Source organism: Rhodopseudomonas palustris, assembly GCF_007005445.1.
Lineage (GTDB): Bacteria > Pseudomonadota > Alphaproteobacteria > Rhizobiales > Xanthobacteraceae > Rhodopseudomonas > Rhodopseudomonas palustris_G.
The window spans coordinates 3,910,988-3,931,149 of record NZ_CP041387.1 but is presented as its reverse complement, the minus strand read 5'-3'; the positions used below and the strand labels follow the sequence as shown (position 1 = coordinate 3,931,149).

Annotated in this window: 17 protein-coding genes; 9 read left to right on the top strand and 8 right to left on the bottom strand. The window is 65.3% G+C overall.

Going from position 1 to position 20,162, the window contains the following annotated elements; all coding sequences use genetic code 11:
- Positions 1 to 87: 87 nt before the first annotated feature.
- Together galE and FLL57_RS18065 are read right to left on the bottom strand one after the other, a co-directional pair.
- Entirely contained in the window at positions 88 to 1,071 is a 984-nt protein-coding gene (gene galE / locus FLL57_RS18070; RefSeq protein WP_142883612.1) for a UDP-glucose 4-epimerase GalE, read from the bottom strand.
- A gap of 28 nt (positions 1,072 to 1,099) precedes the next feature.
- Complete coding sequence (locus FLL57_RS18065; protein WP_013504406.1) at positions 1,100 to 2,365, bottom strand: O-antigen ligase family protein; 1,266 nt, start codon at positions 2,363 to 2,365, stop codon at positions 1,100 to 1,102.
- A gap of 247 nt (positions 2,366 to 2,612) precedes the next feature.
- Between FLL57_RS18065 and FLL57_RS18060 the strand changes: the two genes are divergently transcribed.
- Complete coding sequence (locus tag FLL57_RS18060; protein ID WP_235677166.1) at positions 2,613 to 2,888, top strand: tripartite tricarboxylate transporter substrate-binding protein; 276 nt, start codon at positions 2,613 to 2,615, stop codon at positions 2,886 to 2,888.
- 122 nt (positions 2,889 to 3,010) lie between these two features.
- Complete coding sequence (locus FLL57_RS18055) at positions 3,011 to 3,976, top strand: S1C family serine protease (RefSeq protein ID WP_142883610.1); 966 nt, start codon at positions 3,011 to 3,013, stop codon at positions 3,974 to 3,976.
- Positions 3,977 to 4,190: 214 nt separating this feature from the next.
- Here FLL57_RS18055 and FLL57_RS18050 read toward each other — a convergent pair whose 3' ends face one another.
- From FLL57_RS18050 to FLL57_RS18035, 4 genes are all read right to left on the bottom strand, one after another.
- Entirely contained in the window at positions 4,191 to 5,279 is a 1,089-nt protein-coding gene (locus FLL57_RS18050) for a BMP family ABC transporter substrate-binding protein (protein WP_142883609.1), read from the bottom strand.
- Between the two features lie 78 nt (positions 5,280 to 5,357).
- Positions 5,358 to 6,275 carry an ABC transporter permease gene (locus tag FLL57_RS18045; RefSeq protein ID WP_142883608.1) on the bottom strand — a complete coding sequence of 306 codons (918 nt, stop codon included), beginning with the start codon at positions 6,273 to 6,275 and terminating at the stop codon, positions 5,358 to 5,360.
- A complete protein-coding gene (locus FLL57_RS18040; RefSeq protein WP_142883607.1) occupies positions 6,262 to 7,353 on the bottom strand; it encodes an ABC transporter permease in 1,092 nt (363 codons plus the stop codon). The genes FLL57_RS18045 and FLL57_RS18040 overlap by 14 nt, the downstream gene beginning before the upstream one ends.
- On the bottom strand, positions 7,337 to 8,902 hold the full coding sequence (locus tag FLL57_RS18035; protein WP_142883606.1) for an ABC transporter ATP-binding protein: 1,566 nt from the start codon (positions 8,900 to 8,902) through the stop codon (positions 7,337 to 7,339). Before FLL57_RS18035 ends, FLL57_RS18040 begins: the two co-directional genes overlap by 17 nt.
- A 171-nt stretch (positions 8,903 to 9,073) precedes the next feature.
- Between FLL57_RS18035 and FLL57_RS18030 the strand changes: the two genes are divergently transcribed.
- From FLL57_RS18030 to FLL57_RS18015, 4 genes are all read left to right on the top strand, one after another.
- Complete coding sequence (locus tag FLL57_RS18030; protein WP_235677165.1) at positions 9,074 to 9,346, top strand: hypothetical protein; 273 nt, start codon at positions 9,074 to 9,076, stop codon at positions 9,344 to 9,346.
- A gap of 108 nt (positions 9,347 to 9,454) precedes the next feature.
- On the top strand, positions 9,455 to 9,943 hold the full coding sequence (locus tag FLL57_RS18025; protein WP_142883604.1) for a hypothetical protein: 489 nt from the start codon (positions 9,455 to 9,457) through the stop codon (positions 9,941 to 9,943).
- 238 nt (positions 9,944 to 10,181) lie between these two features.
- Complete coding sequence (locus FLL57_RS18020) at positions 10,182 to 11,738, top strand: Do family serine endopeptidase (RefSeq protein WP_142883603.1); 1,557 nt, start codon at positions 10,182 to 10,184, stop codon at positions 11,736 to 11,738.
- 308 nt (positions 11,739 to 12,046) lie between these two features.
- On the top strand, positions 12,047 to 13,354 hold the full coding sequence (locus tag FLL57_RS18015; protein WP_142883602.1) for a DUF2254 domain-containing protein: 1,308 nt from the start codon (positions 12,047 to 12,049) through the stop codon (positions 13,352 to 13,354).
- 95 nt (positions 13,355 to 13,449) lie between these two features.
- Here the strand turns inward: FLL57_RS18015 and FLL57_RS18010 are convergent, their stop codons facing one another.
- Complete coding sequence (locus FLL57_RS18010) at positions 13,450 to 15,672, bottom strand: alpha,alpha-trehalose-phosphate synthase (UDP-forming) (RefSeq protein ID WP_013504396.1); 2,223 nt, start codon at positions 15,670 to 15,672, stop codon at positions 13,450 to 13,452.
- Between the two features lie 477 nt (positions 15,673 to 16,149).
- On the opposite strand from FLL57_RS18010, the gene FLL57_RS18005 reads away from it, so the two are divergent.
- On the top strand, positions 16,150 to 16,560 hold the full coding sequence (locus tag FLL57_RS18005) for a BA14K family protein (RefSeq protein ID WP_047307467.1): 411 nt from the start codon (positions 16,150 to 16,152) through the stop codon (positions 16,558 to 16,560).
- Between the two features lie 116 nt (positions 16,561 to 16,676).
- Here FLL57_RS18005 and FLL57_RS18000 read toward each other — a convergent pair whose 3' ends face one another.
- The gene (locus FLL57_RS18000; protein WP_142883601.1) at positions 16,677 to 18,059 is read right to left on the bottom strand and encodes a hypothetical protein; all 1,383 of its coding nucleotides are present in this window, start codon (positions 18,057 to 18,059) and stop codon (positions 16,677 to 16,679) included.
- Between the two features lie 372 nt (positions 18,060 to 18,431).
- Here FLL57_RS18000 and FLL57_RS17995 point away from each other — a divergent pair, with 372 nt between their 5' ends.
- A complete protein-coding gene (locus FLL57_RS17995; protein WP_013504393.1) occupies positions 18,432 to 19,301 on the top strand; it encodes an ADP-polyphosphate phosphotransferase in 870 nt (289 codons plus the stop codon).
- 82 nt (positions 19,302 to 19,383) lie between these two features.
- Entirely contained in the window at positions 19,384 to 20,145 is a 762-nt protein-coding gene (gene fabI, locus FLL57_RS17990) for an enoyl-ACP reductase FabI (protein WP_047307464.1), read from the top strand.
- The last annotated feature ends 17 nt before the right edge of the window (positions 20,146 to 20,162 follow it).

The following is a 20,162-nucleotide window of genomic DNA, read 5'->3' as shown; positions in this document are numbered from 1 at the left end:
AGCTGCGATAGCTGTCCTGCGAACGCAGGCGGCTGTGCCGATTTGGCGCGACGTGCCGTGTTGAGACAGCGTTCGGCAGATGCCGGGTCAACCGAGGCGGCGCTCCCAGGCGAGCGCGTGGCGCACGATGGTCTCCAGGTCGTCGTAGCGCGGCGTCCATCCCAGGATGTCGCGCGCGCGCTGATTGGCGGCGATCAGCGCCGCGGGGTCGCCGGCGCGGCGGCCCTTGATCCGAACCTCGAAATCGGAATCAGATACGCGTTTCACCACCTCGATCACGTCGAGCACGGAGTAACCGTTCGCGTAGCCGATGTTGCAGGTGATGCTGGGCTTGCCCGAGCGCAGATAGTGAAGCGCGTCGAGATGCGCTTGGGCCAGATCCGACACATGCACGTAGTCGCGAATGCACGAGCCGTCGGGGGTCGGATAGTCGGTGCCGTAGACGTCGAGCCCCGGCCTCTTGCCGAGCGCGGCCTGTACGGCGAGCTTGATCAGGTGGGTCGCGTTCGGTGTCGACTGGCCGGCGCGGCCCTGCGGATCGGCGCCGGCGACGTTGAAGTAGCGCAGAGCCGCGTAGCTGAACGGATGGGCCTGAGCCACATCGGCCAGCATCCATTCGACCATCAGCTTGGAGCGGCCGTAAGGGTTGATCGGCTGGGTCGGATCGCCCTCATCGACCGGTGTGCGCTCCGGCTCCCCATAGACCGCAGCGGTCGACGAGAATACCACATGCGGAATGCCGCGCTTGATCGCGCAATCGAGTAGCGTGCGGGCGTTGGCGGTGTTGTTGCCGTAATAGGCCAGCGGTTTGGCGACCGATTCCGGCACCACGATGCTGGCGGCGAAATGAACGATCGCCTCGATTGGGTGCTCGTCCATGATCCGGCCGACGAACTCGGCGTCGCCGACATTGCCATCGAACAACGGCACCTCGACCGGCACCACGGCGCGCGAGCCGGAGGAAAGATCATCGATTACCAGCGGGCGTTCGCCGGCGCCGAGGAGCGCCAGCGTCATGTGGCTGCCAATATAGCCGGCGCCGCCGGTCACGAGGATGTAGGGTTTGTCCATCTGGTGCGTCTGGGCCCTGTGCGGGCGATCAGCCCGTGGTGGATGTGGCCGGACTTGATCCGCCGTCCTTGAATCGAGTGCTGGCGATCGCGAGGCTCCAAGTCAAGCCCAGCAGCAGGAAATAGTGCCGCCAGTGGTCGGTGTCGATGATGAAGCTCTCCAGCAGCGTCACGATCATTGCGGTGGCCACGACGATGGTGACGGGCTGCCACGGTGTGCGCACGAACACGGCGCGCAGACCATAGGCAGCGGTCACGAACACGAGAGCCGGATACAGTGTGCCACTGATCCAGCCGCCCGACATGAAGGCGTTGAGGAACGAGTTGTGAGTGTCCTCCGGAAAGTACCGGCGGAATTGCAGCGGCCCGATTCCGGTCGGGTAGTCCAGCGCCATCTTGGCGCCGAGCAAATGGCGGCCGAAGCGGCCGAACCGGCCGCTGTCGTAGGGCTGCGCCAGGCTGGCGCGCTCTCTGAACAGAGCGTCGATGCGATCGAACGACAGCAGCACCGCGACGGTGGCGCCGAGCACCGCGAGAGCGAGTGCCGCGAGCACGACGATCCGCAGCCGCCGCTGTTGTGTGGGTGCGGTGATGAACATCAGCGCCACGGTCAGCAGCGAGGCGCCGGCCAGCATGCCCCAGGCCGCGCGCGAGAAGGCCAGGAAGATCGCCAGCGAAATGATGCCGAACGCGACACCATTGCGCATCATCGTCCAGAACGGGCCTTCGATCGCCCGCTGCAGGCTGTAGATCGCCGGAAAGATCAGAAACGCGCCGAGCACGTTCGGATCCTTGAAGGTGCCCCGGGCGCGGCCGGCGTATGTCAGCAAATCCTGGCCGCCCGGCAGCAAATTGAAATAGCCGGCGATGCCGGCCAGCGAGGCGATGATGCCGCCGATCAGGTAGCCGTTGGCGATCGCTTCTGCACGTTCGCGGGTGTCTTGCAGGCACACCATCGCGAAGAACACCGCGGTCACCGCCATGTACCACGAGGTCAAAATCCAGTTCAGAATGATGGAGTCGTTCATCAGTCCGACCGCGCCGATGCTGTAGCCCAGTTCGATCCCCAGCAACAGGCCGACCGGCACGATCAGAGCCGGTGCAACGCGCAGTCCGCCGGTGACGGCGAACACCGCAAGCGCCAGCACGATGACGATCTCGTAGGGGCTCGGCTCGATGAACACGATCGCGCCGCTGGCGCCGACCAGCCACAGCAGGCCGAGCTGCAGCGCCTTGAGCTGCGGGGCATCGGTCGAAGGGGCGGCGCGGCGCGGCGCGAAGGCAAAGTCGGTCATCGGGTCAACCTTGCATCGCTCGATTTGGAAGGACTTCGTTAACCTTGCCGGAGGCGCTACCTCGGCGCCGATGGCAGCGCTCCGCGCGGACACGGCCGGCCTTCGGTTGCGAGTATGAAACGGCGGAATTAACGACAACTTATCGCTAATGCCGACAACCGCGCCTTCCTATTCGCCGGCCTTCACCGACATCTCGGCTCGTGCGTGCGATCAGGTGCCGGTCTGGGCTGTCGAAAAATCCAGCAGGATGAAATGTGGAGGATTCGATCAGCAGAAGAGCTTTGTTCGGTCCGGCGGCGAGAGCAGCAATGGTGCGCCGCCCGGCACGCCGCAGCCGGTGGTGGATCTGCTCAACCGCGAGATCAACGCGGCACTGGACGAACCGGCGATCAGACAGCGGATCGCCGCTCTCGGCGGGATCGCGCTACAGGGCGACGCCGGGCAGTTCGGCGCCATGCTGGCGGCGGAGACCGAAAGCTGGCGCAGGATCGTCGAGAGCTTGAGCGTCCACAAGGAAGGCTGAGCCCGAAGCGACCGGCGCCTCTCTATTGCGCCACCCGCGGCACTGTGACGCCGGCTTGCAAATCGCCGGGCAGGCCCCGATATTTCCGGTCGCACGCGGTGTTGCGCAACAGGAGACGCCGGATGCCTTCGCTCCCCGAATGGAACGTCCCGGCCGCGATCCGGCCACGCTCGGCCGATTTCGGCTTCGATCTTGATCGCGCTCTGTCCGCAGTGCTCGGGCTGCATGCCATCATTCCGGCGGACGCCTACACGGCCGGCACGCTCGGCACCGAGCGCGCCGGCAACGGCGTGCTGATCGACGATGGCTTGGTGCTGACGATCGGCTATCTGATCACTGAAGCCGAAACTGTATGGCTGCATCTCGGAGACGGCCGCGTCGTCGAAGGCCATCCGCTCGGTTTCGATCAGGAAAGCGGCTTTGGCCTGGTCCAGGCGCTCGGCCCGATCGATCTGCCGCCGCTGTCGCTCGGCCGCTCAACGTACGCCAAAGCGGGTGAGCGCGTCATCATTGGCGGCGTCGGCGGTCGCACGCGCTCCGTCGCCGGCCGCATCGCCGCGCGCCAGGAGTTCGCCGGCTATTGGGAATATCTGCTCGACGATGCGATCTTCACCGAGCCGTCGCATCCGAACTGGGGCGGCACCGCACTGCTGTCCGCGACCGGCGAATTGATCGGCGTCGGCTCGTTGCAGATCGAGCGCAGCGGCTCGGATGAACATTACAATATGAGCGTGCCGATCGATCTGCTGCCGCCGGTCCTCGACGACCTGCGCAAGTTCGGCCGGCCCAACAAGCCGGTGCGGCCTTGGCTCGGGCTGTATTCGACCGAGATCGAGGACAAGGTGGTGGTGGTCGGGATTGCGCCGAAGGGGCCGGCGGCGCGCGCCGAGCTGAAGACCGGCGATGTCGTCCTCGCCGTCGCGGGCGACAAGGTCACGAGCGAGGCCGAGTTCTATCGCAAGGTCTGGGCGCTCGGTACCGCTGGCGTCGAGGTGCCGCTGACGCTGTTCAGCGGCGGCGCCACATTCGATGTGGTGCTGCATTCCTCCGATCGCGCCAAGTTGCTCAAGGCACCGCGGCTGCATTGAGCGAGCAGGCCTGCACGTTGGCCAGGCGTTTCAGATGGACAGGCGTGTCATCAGTCTCCATCAACGTCATTGCCGGACTTGATCCGGCAATCCATCGTCTTCGCAAAGTCGTAGCAAGCCCGCTTCGCGCGCGATGGATACGCGAGTCAAGCCCGCGTATGACGTCAGCATCGGGGAGAGGCACTGCTCTCCTCTCCCCTGGTGAGGCTCTGAATCACTTCCCCGGAATCTTGTCGTCGATGCCTTTGACGTAGAAGTTCATGCTGCGGATCTGGCCGTCGTCGAGCTGATCGCCGCCTTTGCACTCGACCTCTTTGCCCTCCTGATCGACGATCGGGCAGGCAAACGGCTTGATGGTGCCGGCGACGATGCCGGCCTCGGTGTCGGCGGCGAGCCTCTTCAAGTCGTCCGACATGTTGGTGTAGGGCGCCATCTGGATCATCTTGTCCTTCAGGCCTTCCCAGATATCCTGCGACGCCCAGTTGCCGTCCATCACCGCCTTGACGCGCGACACGTAGTACGGTGTCCAGTTGTTGACGATGGCGGTTAGCTGTGCCTTCGGCCCGAACTTGATCATGTCGGAATCCTGCCCGAATGCGTGGATGCCGCGTTCGTTGGCGATCTGCATCGCCGCGGCGCTGTCGGTGTGCTGCATGATCACGTCGGCACCCTGGTCGATCAGCGCTTTGGCCGCGTCGGCTTCCTTGCCGGGATTGAACCAGGAGTTCACCCAGACGATCTTGATCTTGATGTTCGGATTGATCTTTTGCGCCGCCAGCATGGTAGCATTGATGCCGGAGATCACTTCGGGCACCGGAAACGAGCCGATATAGCCGAGCACGCCCTTCTTCGAGACCTTCGCGGCGATCATGCCCTGGATGATGCGGCCTTCGTAGAACCGGCCCGCATAGGTCGACACGTTGGGTTCGCGCTTGTAGCCGGTGGCGTGCTCGAACTTCACGTCCGGATATTTCTTGGCGACCTTGATCACCGAATCCATGTAGCCGAACGAGGTGGCGAAGATCAGCTTGTTGCCGGCGCGGGCGAGCTGCTCGATCGAGCGTTCGCCGTCCGGGCCTTCGCCGACCTTTTCCAGGACGGTGGTTTCGACACGATCGCCGAATTCCTTGATGATCGCCTGGCGCGCCTGATCATGCTGATACGACCAGCCGAAGTCGCCGACCGGGCCGACATAGACGAAGCCGATCTTCAGTTTGTCCGGTTTGCTCTGGGCCGCCGCAGCCGTCAGCCCCATGCTGCTCGCCGTCAGCACCAGCGCCGCCGCCATGATCGCCTTGTTCATCCGATTCTCCGCTTCATCGTTCGGGGATCGTCTTATGAGAGCCCCGCGCCCCCGTCGCGCGGCCCTCGGATCTCGTCTCTAGCGCTCCGGCACGAAAGCGGTTCCGAGCGCCGCTGGCGCCACCGACCCGCCACGACGGACGCGCGAGATCAGCACCAACACCGGCACCGTGGCAAGATAGGGCAGCGCCGACATTAGTTGCGACGGCACGCCAAGACCGAACGCCTGGGCGTGCAATTGCAGGATCGACACCGCGCCGAACAACGCCGCTCCGGCAACCAGCCGGCCGGGCCGCCACGAGGCGAACACCACCAGGGCCAGCGCGATCCAGCCGCGGCCGGCGGTCATGCCGGGGGCGTAGAACGGCGTATAGGCCAGCGTCAGATAGGCGCCTGCGAGCCCCGCGCAGCCGCCGCCGAACAGCACCGCCAGCGTCCGGATCGCCGCGACATTGTAGCCCAGTGCATGCGCCGAGGCCGGATCGTCGCCGACCGCGCGCAGGATCAATCCTGTCCGCGTGCGGGCGAGCACGTAGGCGATCGCGGCGATCAGCCCTATCGACAGATAGACGAGCGTATCCTGGCCGAACAGCAGCTTACCGATCAGCGGCAAATCCGTGAACCACGGCAACGACAGATGCGGCGCAGCCGTGATGCTCTCCCCCACGAGCGGCGCACCGATCAGGCCGGCCAGACCGGTGCCGAGGATCGTCAGTGCCAGGCCGGCGGCCACCTGATTGATCGCGAGCCCGATCGCCGCCGCTGCGAACAGCGCTGCAAGTGCGATGCCGGCCACGATGCCGCACAGCGCGCCGATCGCGGTCGAGCCGGTCGTCCAGGCGCCGGCGAAGCCGCATACCGCCCCGATCAGCATCATGCCTTCGACGCCGAGATTGAGCACGCCGGCGCGCTCGGCGATCAGCTCGCCGCTCGCCGCCAGCAGCAGCGGCGTCGAGGCGGTGACGATCGACAGCAGGATCGCTTCAACGAGGTCCATGCAACGCCTTTCCTTGCGGGCCGCCCCAGCGGACGCGGTACAGGATCAACGAGTCGCAGGCGAGCACGTAGAACAGCAGGATTCCCTGGATCACACCGGTCATATCCTGCGGCAGTTTCAGCGCGATCTGCGCCTGCTCGCCGCCGATGAAGGTCAGCGCCAGGAACAGCCCGCTGGCGAGGATGCCGAGCGGATTGAGCCGGCCGAGAAACGCCACGATGATCGCGGTGAAGCCATAGCCCGGCGAGATGTCCGGCTGCAGATGTCCGATCGGGCCGGCGACCTCGATGATACCGGCGAGGCCGGCCAGGGCGCCGGAGATCGCAAACGTCGTCAGCACCAGGCGGTCGCCATTGAAGCCGGCGAACCGCGCCGCGCGCGGCGCAGTGCCGACCACGCGGATCTCGAAGCCCTTCAGCGTGCGGCCGAGCAGCACCGCTGCGGCGGCGACCGCAATCAGCGTCAGGATCAGGCCGGCATGGACGCGGCTGCCGCCGATCAGCAGCGGTAGCGTCGCGGCGGGATCGAACTCGGCGGTGGTTGGAAAGTTGAAGCCGGCGGGGTCGCGCCACGGCCCACGCACCAGATAATCGAGCAGCAGGCCGGCGACATAAACCAGCATCAAGCTGATCAGGATCTCCGACGCGCCAAACCTCACCTTGCACAGCGCCGGGATCAGGGCGTAGCCGGCACCGGCGAGCGCCCCCGCAAGCAGCATCGCCGGCAGCAGCCAGGGCCCAGGATTAGTCCCGTGCGTCACCACCGCCAGGCCGCTACCGGCGATCGCGCCGATCAGCAATTGGCCTTCGGCGCCGATGTTCCAGGCGTTGGCGCGATAGCAGAGTGCCAGCCCGACCGCGATCATCACCAGCGGCGAGGCCTTCACCGCGATCTCCTGCAGCGAATAGCCATCGGTGAGCGGCGTGATGAAATACACGGCCAGCGCGGTGGCCGGATTTTTGCCGAGCGCGGCAAACACGATCGCCAGGGTCAGCAGCGTCAGCGTGATCGCCAGAAGCGGCGAGGCGAGCGCGATCGCCACCGATCGTTCACTGCGCCTCTCAAGCACCAGCGACATCGCGCACCTCCGTCGGCCAGCCGCTGCCGCCCATCAAAAGCCCGAGCTGATCGCGGCCGACCTCGCCGACGGGACGCGGCGGCGATAGCCGGCCGTGAAACATCACCGCGATGCGATCGGCGATCTCGATCAGTTCGTCCAGATCCTGACTGATCACCAGCACTGCCGCCCCGCGGGCTGCGAGATCGAGCAGTGCCTGGCGGATCGCACTGGCCGCGCCGGCATCCAGACCCCAGCTCGGCTGATCGACGACTAACAGGCGCGGTTCCCGCAGGATCTCGCGCCCGACGATGAATTTTTGCAGATTGCCGCCGGAGAGCCGCGCCGCTTCCGGATCGCGGCTGGCTTTGCGCACGTCGAAGGTCTCGCTGACCCGATCGACCAGCGCCAGCGCAGCGCCGCGGTCGACCAGGCCGAACCGCACCAGTCCCCCGTTTGCATGCCCGGTCAGCAGCGCGTTGTCGGACAGGCTCATCGTTGGCACGGTGGCATGGCCGAGCCGTTGTTCCGGCACGAAGGCGGCGCCGAGCCGGCGCCGCTGGTTGATCGAGAGGCTGCCGGCGGCCTCGCCGACAATCTTGATCGCATCCGATTGCGCGATTCTTGTCTCGCCGGACAGCGCCGCGAACAGCTCGTCCTGACCATTGCCGGCAACGCCTGCGATGCCGACGATCTCACCGCCACGGACTTCGAGGGAGAGGTCGCGCAGCGTCACGCTGTGCGGATCGTCGGGGCGCAGCGCAAGACCGCTGACGCTCAGCAACGGGCCGCCGATCGGATGGCTGGATTGTTTCGGCGCCGTCACGTCGCCGCCAACCATCATCCGGGCCATCGAGGCGGCGCTTTCCTGGCGTGGGTCGCAGCTTCCGACGACGCGGCCGGCGCGCAGGATGGTGGCGATGCCGGCAAGCCGCTTCACCTCGTCGAGCTTGTGCGAGATGTACAGCAGCGCGCGGCCACCCGCCTTCAGCCGTTCCAGCACATCGAACAGCCTGTCGGCCTCGGCCGGCGTCAGCACGGCGGTGGGCTCGTCGAGGATCAGAAGTTGCGGGTCCTGCAGCAACGCGCGGACGATTTCGATCCGCTGTCGTTCGCCGACCGACAATCGCCATACCTCGCGCTTGGGATCGAGCGGCAGGCCGTAGCGTTCGGCGATCTGCTCCAGTTCCGCCGCCAGCCTGCCGATCGAGGTGCTGCGATCGAGCCCGAGGGCCACGTTTTCGACGACGGTGAGATTGTCGAACAGGGCGAAGTGCTGCGACACCGCGGCGATGCCACAAGCCCGCGCCTCCGCTGGGCCTGCGAACGCGATCGGCGTCCCGCGCCAAATCATCCGGCCGTCGTCCGGCTGGAGCAGCCCGGTGATCAGCTTGACCAGCGTCGATTTGCCGGCGCCGTTCTCGCCGAGCAAAGCGTGAACCTCGCCGCAGGCGATGTCGAGATCGATCACCTGATTGGCGACAAAGCTGCCGAATCGCTTGGTCAGCCCGCGGCCCTGAAACAACGGCACTGGCGAATTGCGCTGGGCAGGATCAGAACAGGAGGCCATTCACCATCACATCGGCGGCAGGGTAATTCCGTAAGGTTCACGACACGGCAGGGGGACGCCCGCGCGCAGACAATGTAGTGGAAATCCGCGGCCGCGGCGATCCGTCATCCGTTCGTCGACTCCACGGCGTAGGCCGTCCTCTGTACCCTGGGAACCGTCATGGCCGTCCGTTTGATCATCGCCTGGGTTGTGCTTGCCGCCGCGATCGGGTGGGGTGCTTGGTTCGTTGCGCGCGGCTCGCGTCAGGCGCTGTGGTTTAGGGTCGCGGCTGCCGCGGTCGTCCTGATCGGATGTGCAGCGTCGTTCTGGATGTACGGCGATCATCTCGATAAGACGCTTGGGGCGGTGATCGGCTATTTTCTGTTGTGGGGTTCGGTTTTCGTGCTGTCCGGAGCCTGCGCCGGCGTGGTCGTCGGTACGCTGATCGCGCTGCTCCTCGGATAGGAATGCGGCCGGCAGGCCGATGAAACCGATTGCGGCCACGATCGTTGTGCCAGACCCGCGCGGCGGGGCTCTGCGCCGCATGCTGTCGTTCGCCCTCGGAGGCCCGCCATGACCGTTCGTTTCGCCGCTCCCATTGTCGCTGCCGGTTTCGCCGGTGCGCTGCTGTTCGCTCCGACCGCTGGCGTCGCCGCGGGCGTGTTCGACGGTCTGGCGGGCTACTGGGCCGGGTCGGGACGGGTGCAGATGTCGGATGGCTCGGCGGAACGGATCCGCTGCCGTGCATCCTATGCGGTGGGCGGCGGTGGAAGGCTGATGCAGCAGAAGCTGACCTGTGCCAGCGCCAGCTACAAGTTCGATATCTCCAGCAATGTGGAAGAGACCGGCGGTCGCCTGTCCGGCACCTGGAGCGAGGCGACCCGCAACGTCACCGGCAACGTGTCGGGCACGGCGCGTGGGGGCAGCATCTCGGCGCAGGTCGGCGGACCGGGCTTCAACGCGTCGCTGTCGGTGGCGACCCGCGGAGCGTCGCAGTCGGTGACGATCGTGCCGCAAGGCAATGACGTCCGGCAGATCACGGTGTCGATGAAGCGGCGCTGAGCGTGCCGAAGTCGGCGGGTGCCGCGGCGCGCGCCATCGCTCTCTCGTCGCCATGTCTTACGAGTCCGTAAGTAACCGGTTTGCTGCAGACGCTGCGCCGCGCTGATCGACGTCGTCCCTCGCGCGCGCGTGATAGCAGCTTGCCGAACGTTAATTTCCGGAACAGCTCGCCGTAAGGTCGCTCTCCTATATTCGGTCGCATCATTCACGCTGAGATCGACCAGATGGAGACCATGTCATGGAAGGCGACCACTTCGACCACGTATCAGTTCAAACCGAAGCTCATATCCGCAAAGTGTTGAGGCCGCGGCGTCTCTCGCTGCTGGCTTCCGCTGCCGGCTTGAGCATGGTGGTGGCGCTCGGCGGCACCGGATTTCTCAGCCGCGAGATGCCGTCATTGACTTCGCCGGCCTTCGCTGCCGAGGGTGGCAAGCCGGCGCCGGCCGGCTTTGCCGATCTGGTCGCCAAGGTGAAGCCCGCGGTGATTTCGGTCCGGGTCAAGATCGACGAGGATCGCCAGGTTACGCCGCTGGTGCGCGACGATGGTGACGGCGATCAGATGCGCCTGCCGCGCGGCTTCCAGCAGTTCGAGCGTCAATTCGGTTTCCGTGGCCCCGAAGGCATGCCGAAGGGGCATCAGACGATCACCGGCGAAGGTTCCGGCTTCTTCATCACCGCCGACGGCTACGCGGTGACCAACAATCATGTGGTCGATCACGCCAAGTCGGTGCAGGTGACCACCGACGACGGCACCATCTACACCGCCAAGGTCGTCGGTATCGACCCCAAGACCGATCTGGCGTTGATCAAGGTCGACGGCAAGAGCGATTTCCCGCACGTCAATTTCGCCGATTCCCCGGCGCGGGTCGGCGATTGGGTGATCGCGGTCGGCAATCCGTTCGGCCTCGGCGGCACGGTGACGGCCGGCATCGTTTCGGCGCGTGGTCGTGACATCGGCTCGGGCCCGTACGACGACTACGTGCAGATCGATGCGCCGATCAACAAGGGCAATTCCGGCGGTCCGGCGTTCGATACCAACGGCAATGTGATCGGCGTCAACACCGCAATCTACTCCCCGTCCGGCGGTTCGGTCGGCATCGGCTTCGACATCCCGGCGGCGACGGCGAAACTCGTAGTATCTCAGCTCAAGGACAGGGGCTATGTCAGCCGCGGCTGGCTTGGCGTGCAGGTGCAGCCGGTGACGGCCGAGATCGCCGACAGCCTCGGCATGAAGCAGGCCCGCGGCGCACTGGTCGATAGTCCGCAGGATGGCAGCCCGGCCGCGAAGGCCGGCATCAAGGCCGGCGATGTGATCACCGCGGTCGATGGCAAGGAGGTCAAGGATTCGCGCGCGCTTGCCCGCACTATCAGCACGCTCACGCCGGGCTCCTCGGTGAAGCTCGACGTGCTGCACAACGGGCAGTCCAGGACCATCGATCTGACGCTCGCCGAAATGCCCGGTGATCATCAGAAAGTCGCGGACAACGGCGGCGCCGAGCGCGACCCCGGACGACCCTATCTCGGCCTGCGCGTAGTGCCGGCCGGCGAGGTCGACGGTGCCGGCAAGGCCGGGGTGGTCGTCACCGGCGTCGATCCCGAAGGCCCGGCCGCCGACAAGGGCCTGCGCACCGGCGACGTGATCCTCGATGTCGGCGGCAAGACGGTCGCCAACACCGGCGATGTTCGGAGCGCGCTGGTTGCGGCCAGTAAGGACGGTAAGAAGACCGTGCTGATGCGGGTGAAGACCGCGGACTCGGCGGCGCGCTTCGTTGCGGTGCCTATCGCCAAGGGCTGAGTGACCCATCCCTGACCTGTTGGATGAGGGGGGCTCCGCGCCGCCCCTCATTCGTTTGTCCCTCGCTGCGAGCCGCCGAGATTTCACCTGCCGCAGAGCAACCTGGAACGCTGCCCCCGCGCTGTCGACACAAATTGTATGTGTCCGAATAGCAAAGGGGATTTCTGATGACCAGGCGCGACGTCATCGAAATCGTGGTGGGCTAGCCGCTTCTGTTCCGCGACGGGAACCCTTGCGGAGGTCTCGACTTATGACTCGTGACCCGCCTTAGTCTCGCCGGCCCTAAGGCGACCCAGCGAGGAACTGGATTGAGCGCGCGCCTTCGAAAATTGATCGACGATCTCGCCGAATCGTTCTGGCTTCTCCCGGCGCTGCTGGTGGCGTTCGGCGTGATCTCGGCCTGGGCATTGGTCGGGGTCGACCGCGATGGCATCGTCCCCAATTGGGCGGAGGGGTGGCTATACAACGGCGGCGCCACCGGGGCGCGAACCCTGCTCGGCGCCGTCGCCTCCTCCACCATCAGTGTCGCCGGCACGGTGTTCTCGATCACCATCGCGGCACTCTCGCTGGCGGCAGGCCAGATGGGACCGAGGCTGCTACGCAACTTCACCCGCGACCGCGGCAATCAGGTCACGCTCGGAATTTTTCTTGGGACCTTCTGCTATGCGCTGGTGGTGCTGCGCAGTGTCCGGATGCCGGACGAGGGCGCCTTCATTCCGCACCTCGCGGTCAGCGTCGGCATCGCGCTCGCCTTCGTCTGCGTCGCGACACTGGTATACTTCGTCGGCCATATGTCGGGCCGGATCAATGTCGATACGGTAATCGGCCTGGTCAGCGAGGATGTCCGCAACGTGATGCGGACGCTCGCCACCGACGACCGCCAGCCTGCTCCGCCGCCGCCCGCGTTCTGGCACGGCGCGGAGCCGGTCGAGGACGAGCGTCGTGGCTACTTGCAGCAGCTCGACGAGGACGGGCTGGCGGAATGGGCCTGCAAACACCACACCGCGATCAGGATGTTGGTACGGCCGGGAGACTACGTGTTTCCCGGTGCGCCGATCGCGATGATCAAGCCGTTGCGGGACGGGGCGGCCGAAGCGATCCGCAACGCGACCGCGCTGAGCCCGCAGCACACCAGCTCGACCGATCTGCTGTTCGCAGTCCGCCAACTGGTCGAGGTCGGCGTACGCGCGCTGTCGCCCGGCATCAACGATCCGCACACCGCGATCAGCGTACTCGATCGGCTCGGTTCGGCGCTGTGCGAGATGAAGCCGCTCCGACTGCAGACCGGTGTTTCGATCAGGAATGACCATACCGTGCTCGTCGTGCCACACGTCTGCTACGAGGAACTGGTCGACGCGATGTTTCACATGATCCGCCAGAACGCAGCCGGCAAGCCGTCGATTCTGATCCGGATGATCGAGGTGATGACCTCGGTGGTGAGTTGCGAGCGGGATCCGGATCGGATGGAGGCAGTGCGCAAGCACGCCGATCTGGTGATGCGCGACGCCGAACGCGATGTCGGCTCGCCCAGCGACCTCAGCGACATTCGTGCCCGACATCGCGCCTTCGTCGACAAGATTGCGGAGGGGCCCGCCGGCCGCTTCGAAATGGCTTAGTCCGTTGCCGAAGAAGTGGAAACCGGTTCGCGTGACGAAGACGTGTCAAAGCAAACAACCAGAGCTGCGGTCCTGATTCAATCAGAACCCGAGCCCTAGCGTGCGCCACCTGCGAGGTCGAGAATTCGTTGCCGGTGCCGGCTCGCGGCAGCGTCGATCAGCATCCGCGCGGCCCAGCGATACACGTTCCACTCTCGGATCTGCTGCCGCATCGCCCGCATCCGCTCCTGCTGCTCGCGGTCCGGCATCCGCAGCGCGGTATCGAGCGCGGTAGCCATCTCGTGAAGATGGTACGGATTGACGATCAGCGCCGCGGCCAGCTCGCGGGAAGCGCCGGTGAAGCTCGACAGCACCAGCACGCCGCGCTCGTCGTCGCGCGCGGCGGCGAATTCCTTGGCGACCAAATTCATGCCGTCGTGCAGGCTGGAGACGACGCAGCAGTCGGCGGCGCGGAACAGCTTGAACACTTCGCCCGCGCCGTGGTGGCGGATCAGCAGCCGGATCGGCGTGTAATCTGCCGCGCCGTGGCGCGCATTGATTTCTTCGGCGAGCGCGACGGCGTCGTCTTGCAGCGACGAGTAGCTGGACAGTTTGCTGCGGGTCGGCGCCGCCACCTGCACGAACACCAGTCGGCCCTTCCAGTTCGGCTGCCTGGTCAACAGATCGTCGACGGCACGCATCCGGTCCAGAATGCCTTTGGTGTAGTCGAACCGCTCGATGCCGACGGCGATCCGGGTCTCGGGTGCAAGGCCGAGTGCCTCGCGCACCTCGGCACGGCAGACCTCGACCGGCGGCTGGCCTTCGAGCGCCGCCGGCGGCCACTCGATCGAAATCGGATAGGCGCGCACCATGGTCTCGTGGCCGCCGAGCGTCACCGTGGCGTGCTCGCGATCGATCCGGCTCTCGATGAAGCGGTCGACGGTCTCGAAGAAGTTGTTGCAGTGGAATTGGGTGTGGAAGCCGAGGATGGTCGAGCCGAGCATGCCGTCGATGATCTCTTCCTTCCACGGACAGATGCTGAAGGTCTCGGCGTTCGGCCACGGGATGTGCCAGAAGGTGATGATCGTCGCCTTCGGCAATTTGTTGCGGATCATCCGCGGCGCCAGCGCGAAATGATAGTCCTGCACCAGCACAATCGGGTTGTCGGTCCTGGCTTCCTGAACCACGGCATCGGCGAAACGCTCGTTGATCGCCTGATACAGGCGCCAGTCGTTCTCGCGGAAAGTGGGGCGCACGAAGGCGATGTGGCACAGCGGCCAGAGTCCTTCGTTGGCGAAGCCGTAATAGAATCCCTCCTGCTCCTCGTCGGTGATCCAGATTCGCCGCAGGCTGTAGGCGGGGCGATCCGGCGGAACCTCGATTCGGTCGTGGCGATCGACCGTCTCGCGATCGGCGCTGCCGCTGCCGTGCGCGATCCAGGTGCCGCCGCAGGCGCGGATCACCGGCTCCAGCGCGGAGACGAGACCGCTCGCCGGCACCTGGACCGACACCACGTCGCCGTCGCGATTGTGGATGTAAGGCTCGCGATTGGAGACGATCAGCACCTCCGCTTCGGGCAGCGAGTCGCGTAGCAATTGCTGCAACGTCGTGGGCGACCATTCGATCTGCGTGGCGTTGATCGCGCTGCGGCCGACCTCGACATCGCTGAGCAGCTTCTTGATCTGCATATCGATCGCACTGTGGTCGCGCGCCGCGGCGAGCGAACTGGTTCCGGTGCGGACGTCGTCGACGGCGCGACGCAGTGATTCCATCCAGCCGCGCAGCGTCATGAAGACGAAAACCATCGCGCCGCCTGCAATCGCGACGGCGACGCCGAGCAGTGCGGCGATGATCAACGCGCGCGCTTCGCCCGAGCGTTTGTCGATGAAGCTCAGATCGTGCAGGATGACGAGATAGGACTTCGCGCTACCGTGCGTGATCGGAAACGCGCCGACCATGATGCGGTGGCTGTCGATCGCGATCGTCGAAAAACTCTCGGCGTCCGAGCGCGCAACCTTCTCGCAGGAGAACGCCGCCGGCATCATTTTGGTCGGCGAGATCAGCCGGTCCTGAGGTCCACACAGGCCAACCGCGAGAATGCGTTGATCGAGCGCGATGGCGCTGAACAGCAGCGAGAGTTGAACGTCGTCGTTCTCGACCATTGCGGAGATCACTTGGGTCTGTACGGCGTGGTACACAAGCCGTGACCGTGCTTCGACATCGTTACGAGACCACTGCTCGATCAGGCGCTTCGAGAACGGCGCGATCGCCAGCCCGAGCACCACGGTCACGGCGATTCCGAGGCCGAGATATTTCAGAGCGGTCTTGGTGCGCTGCATCTGCGGCCGATCTCCTGTCGCGGTTCGCAGGCTGTCTACACCACGGGGCGCCGGGCGTCAGGCCCGTTTCTGCACCGCGCTGGAAGCGCTGGCTCGCATCGCAATCGCTGTAAGCCCGAACGAGATGGATCGATCGGTCGTGTGCTGCCGAAGCACGGCAGCGCCGCAACGCTCTCCAGCAAGATCAGCTACTCGCCGAGTCGCGTCGCGTGTGTACTTCGATGAAGCTCATCTCGGTCTCGACCGGACGGAGGCAGCCGCTCAGCCGCTCGAACGACGCGTGCGGTCGCGTCGATTATTGGAGGTCTCCCTCCATCTATTTGTGGAACCGAGTTGTGTGCGGTCGCAGACGGAGCCACTGGGTCGCACCCGGTTGACGGAACGGTCGCTGGTATCGGTCGTTGTCGCCGCACATCGTCTGCCGGCGCCGACCTGTCGCAGACGTCTCGATCGCTTGAAAGCCAGGGAGAATTATTGATGAAGATCTCGCATTTGCTACCCGCAGCCGCGCTGGTGATCGGTTCACTGGCAGTTGCGTCCGCCGCGGCGGCTGCTGCGCCGACGATGGCCGGTGCGGCCGCGCATCAGGCGCCCGCGGCCGCTCAGCAGGTGCAGTGGCGCCCCCACGGTCCTCGTCACGGCTGGCACGGCCACCATCGCGGCGGACGCCACGGTGGTTACTACCACCGGCACCACGGCGGCTACGGCTGGGGCCCGGCAATCGGCGGGTTGGCAGCGGGCGCCATCATCGGTGGTGCGATCGCCAACAGTCAGGCCCAGGCACGCGGAGCGGATGCCCACGCCTACTGCTCGCAGCGTTTCCGGTCCTATGACCCCGCGTCGGGCACCTATCTCGGCTATGACGGTCGCCGGCATGCCTGCCCGTAACGGGTAGGTTTCTCGGAGCGTCTTGGAAGTCGAGTTCGGGTTCGAACCGGAATTGATCTAGCTGAGTGCGAACAGCCGCCCGGGCAATTGTCCGCGCGGCTGTTTGCGTCCGAATCTTATTCGGCGCCGTCGTCGGCCGGGCTGCGGTTGGCGAGGAAGTGTTTCACCGCGGCGATCATCACCACGAAGGTGGCAGTCCAGACGATCCGCGAGCCGTAGCGGTCGTGCGGGCCGGAGATGATGCCGCAGATCAGGGCGTTGCCGAACAGCGCCAGGGCCACGGTGCCGGCAAGCAGCGTCACGTCGTGGAGCCGGCGCTGCCATGCGGCGTGGCCGAGGAGCCCCAGCAACAGCAGCATCGAGCCCAGCGCGACCGGCACGTGCACCCAATTGACTGCGTTGAAATTGATATCCCAATGCTGCTGCTTTGCAGCACGCATGGCGGGCGCCTGATCGGGCATGTAGCGTTCGATGATGCCGTAGGTGTGCGGCAGCCAGCCGTTGGTGCCTTCGCCGGTGGCGACGTGCACGAGCTGGTCCCAGGTCGCCTTGGCGGCAGCCTTGAACTGCATCCACGGGTATGTCGTCAATGCCTGACGCGAGATGAACTCCATCTCGCCGCTCATTCCCTCGAAACGGCCGAGCTTGTCGAACATATTGTTGCCGCCCCAAAGAAAATCGTCGCCCGTTGGCGGCAATTCGTCCTTGTAGGGGCACAGCTTGAGCTGTTGCCGCGGGCAGTGGTCGTCGAGATAGCGTTTGACGATACCATCCTGCAGCATCCGACCGAACGCCACGCCGGAGCCGCCCGGCGTCCAGGTCAGCTTTCCGGACAGCGCATAGTTGCAGCCGAGCACCAGCAGCGCGCCGACCACCAGCGCCGAGCTGGCCTGGGTCAGACCGGCCGCGCTGATCCGGCCGCGCAACCAGGGCAGCAGCACCCAGCCGGCGGCGCACACGCCGGCGAGCACGATCATGGTGGCGCTGTGGGTCGAGGCCGCGAACGCTGTGAAAATGAACAGCAGGATCTTTTCGAGCGTCGTGGTCCGGTCGCGATAGGCGATCAGCAGGAACAGCGACAGCAACGACAGCCCGGCAAAGATATCGGTCAGCAGCATGCTGGTGATCCACGGCAGCGCCGTGGTGGCGATCAGGCCGACCCCGATCGCGGCGAGCCGAAACGGCCCGGTGATGCCGAACACCCGCAGGGTCAGTTGGATGATCCACAGCGAGACGATCGCCTGGAAGGCGAGGTTGAGCCAGAATTGGGTCTGCTCGCCGAGATGAAGATAAATACCGTAGGAGGTCGACCGGTTGATAACCAGATAGCCCTCGTACCACCGGGCGAGGTAACCGCCGGTGTCGTATTGCAGTAGCGGGTAGCCGTTCCAGATGGCGGGAGCCAACAGCAGGAGCGGCAGCACGAACAGCGCGAGCCGTGCCGCATGGCCCCGGCGCAGTTGCGCGGTGAGAACTTTATTAGGAATGGACGTTTCCATCTCGACCGCTCTTGTCAGCGCTGCGCACCGTGCGACGTGGGCTACGGCTCCAATCGTGCCTCCCACAGCGTCCGCGGCGGCCCGCACCATAGTGATTTCCGTAGGCTTCACAAGCGCTTCGGGGGATCGTGCGGGGTCGCCGGTCGGCGCAGATGAAGGACGAATGAGGTAGCTTTATGTCCCCATCCGCACCTTCCGGCGCTCCTGAGGCTTCGGCCGCAACCATAAGTCGCCGATGATGAACGAAGCCTGACTGATCGTGATGCCCGCAGAGACCCGGTGTTCGCAGCCCTGCCGAGATGGTTATAATTCGTGGACCGGTGCGGTCGTCTCCGGCGGGCGACCGCCCGTTCAGCGCCCGAAAGGACAGGAATGAAGATCAGGACCAAGCAATTCCGGGTCGAGGAGGGCACCAGTGTCGACCTCGCCAAATGGCCCACGAGGGTCGATCCGTTCTATGAATCCAAGGAGCATTACCAGGAAATGCTCCGCGCCCAGGTCCAGCGTCTCGCCGATCTGCAGCAACTGCTCTACGCCAGCAACCGCCATGCGGTCCTGCTGATCTTCCAGGCTATGGACGCCGCCGGCAAGGATGGGGTGATCCGCCACGTGATGTCGGGGATCAATCCGCAGGGCTGCCAGGTGTTCAGCTTCAAGCACCCCAGCGCGACCGAGCTGCAGCACGATTTCCTGTGGCGGACCACCCGCGACCTGCCGGAGCGCGGCCGGATCGGCGTCTTCAACCGGTCGTACTACGAGGAGGTGCTGATCGTCCGTGTCCACCCGAACATCCTGCAGAGCGAGGCGGTGCCGAACGGCACGCATTTCGGCAAAACGTTCTGGCACAAGCGCTACCGTTCGATCCGCAATCTGGAGCAGCATTTGCACGCCAATGGCACCCGGATCGTGAAGTTCTTCCTGCATCTGTCGAAGGACGAGCAGCGCAAGCGCTTTCTGGCCCGGATCGACGAGCCCAAGAAGAACTGGAAGTTCAGCGTCGCCGACCTCGAAGAGCGGCGCTACTGGGACGACTATATGGAGGCCTATGAGAAGTGCCTCAGCGAGACCTCGAGCGCGGACTCTCCGTGGTATGCGGTTCCGGCCGACGACAAGGAGAATGCGCGGCTGATCGTCTCACAGGTGATCGCCGAGACCATGGAATCGCTCAAAATGAGCTATCCGGAGACCTCGCCCGCCCGGCGCAAAGAGCTATTACGGATGCGTCGGCAATTGTTGAAGTGAGGGGCGACGTCCGGCCGCCGCCGGCGGCTGGCCGCATGTGCCTGTCATGGTGATGACACGGTGCTGAGGTTACGGAGATCGAATGAGCTTGCAAGGTAAGAAGGGGCTGGTCGTCGGGATTGCCAACGACCAGAGCATCGCATTCGGCTGCGCGCGCGCGTTTCGCGATGCCGGTGCCGACATCGCTGTCACCTATCTCAACGACAAGGCCGCGCCTCACGTCACGCCGCTGGCCGAGCAACTCGGCAGTCCGATCGTGGTGCCGTGCGACGTTCGCGAACCGGGGCAGCTCGAGGCGGTGTTCGAGCGGATCAGGACGCAATGGGGCCGGCTCGACTTCCTGCTGCATTCGATCGCGTTCGCGCCGAAGGAGGACCTGCACGGCCGCGTGGTGGATTGCTCGCAGGCCGGCTTCGCGATGGCGATGGACGTGTCGTGCCACTCCTTCATCCGGATGGCCAGACTCGCCGAGCCGCTGATGCCGGACGGCGGCTGCCTGCTCACCGTGTCGTTCTACGGCTCGGAGAAAGTGGTCGAAGACTACAATCTGATGGGGCCGGTCAAGGCCGCGCTGGAGAGCTCGGTGCGCTACATGGCGGCCGAACTGGCGCCGAAGAAAATCCGCGTCCACGCGCTGTCGCCCGGGCCACTCATGACACGCGCCGCATCCGGCATCGCGCGGTTCGACGAACTCTTGGAGCGCACCCGCGCCCGGCTGCCGGCGCATCGGCTCGTCAGCATCGAGGACGTCGGCGCGGTCGCCGCCTTCCTGGTCGGCGACACCGCGCGGTCGCTGACCGGCAATATCGAATACATCGACGCCGGCTATCACGTGATCGGCTGATCGCTGTTCCGGCTGGA

Bases quoted from the DNA above. Each gene is read 5' to 3' on its own strand.
- fabI (WP_047307464.1), top strand. From the start codon at position 19,384: ATGAGCTTGCAAGGTAAGAAGGGGCTGGTCGTCGGGATTGCCAACGAC.
- FLL57_RS18020 (WP_142883603.1), top strand. From the start codon at position 10,182: ATGGAAGGCGACCACTTCGACCACGTATCAGTTCAAACCGAAGCTCAT.
- FLL57_RS18050 (WP_142883609.1), bottom strand. From the start codon at position 5,279: ATGAACAAGGCGATCATGGCGGCGGCGCTGGTGCTGACGGCGAGCAGC.
- galE (WP_142883612.1), bottom strand. From the start codon at position 1,071: ATGGACAAACCCTACATCCTCGTGACCGGCGGCGCCGGCTATATTGGC.
- FLL57_RS18045 (WP_142883608.1), bottom strand. From the start codon at position 6,275: ATGGACCTCGTTGAAGCGATCCTGCTGTCGATCGTCACCGCCTCGACG.
- FLL57_RS18055 (WP_142883610.1), top strand. From the start codon at position 3,011: ATGCCTTCGCTCCCCGAATGGAACGTCCCGGCCGCGATCCGGCCACGC.
- FLL57_RS17995 (WP_013504393.1), top strand. From the start codon at position 18,432: ATGAAGATCAGGACCAAGCAATTCCGGGTCGAGGAGGGCACCAGTGTC.
- FLL57_RS18000 (WP_142883601.1), bottom strand. From the start codon at position 18,059: ATGGAAACGTCCATTCCTAATAAAGTTCTCACCGCGCAACTGCGCCGG.
- FLL57_RS18060 (WP_235677166.1), top strand. From the start codon at position 2,613: ATGAAATGTGGAGGATTCGATCAGCAGAAGAGCTTTGTTCGGTCCGGC.
- FLL57_RS18065 (WP_013504406.1), bottom strand. From the start codon at position 2,365: ATGACCGACTTTGCCTTCGCGCCGCGCCGCGCCGCCCCTTCGACCGAT.
- FLL57_RS18005 (WP_047307467.1), top strand. From the start codon at position 16,150: ATGAAGATCTCGCATTTGCTACCCGCAGCCGCGCTGGTGATCGGTTCA.
- FLL57_RS18025 (WP_142883604.1), top strand. From the start codon at position 9,455: ATGACCGTTCGTTTCGCCGCTCCCATTGTCGCTGCCGGTTTCGCCGGT.
- FLL57_RS18035 (WP_142883606.1), bottom strand. From the start codon at position 8,902: ATGGCCTCCTGTTCTGATCCTGCCCAGCGCAATTCGCCAGTGCCGTTG.
- FLL57_RS18010 (WP_013504396.1), bottom strand. From the start codon at position 15,672: ATGCAGCGCACCAAGACCGCTCTGAAATATCTCGGCCTCGGAATCGCC.
- FLL57_RS18040 (WP_142883607.1), bottom strand. From the start codon at position 7,353: ATGTCGCTGGTGCTTGAGAGGCGCAGTGAACGATCGGTGGCGATCGCG.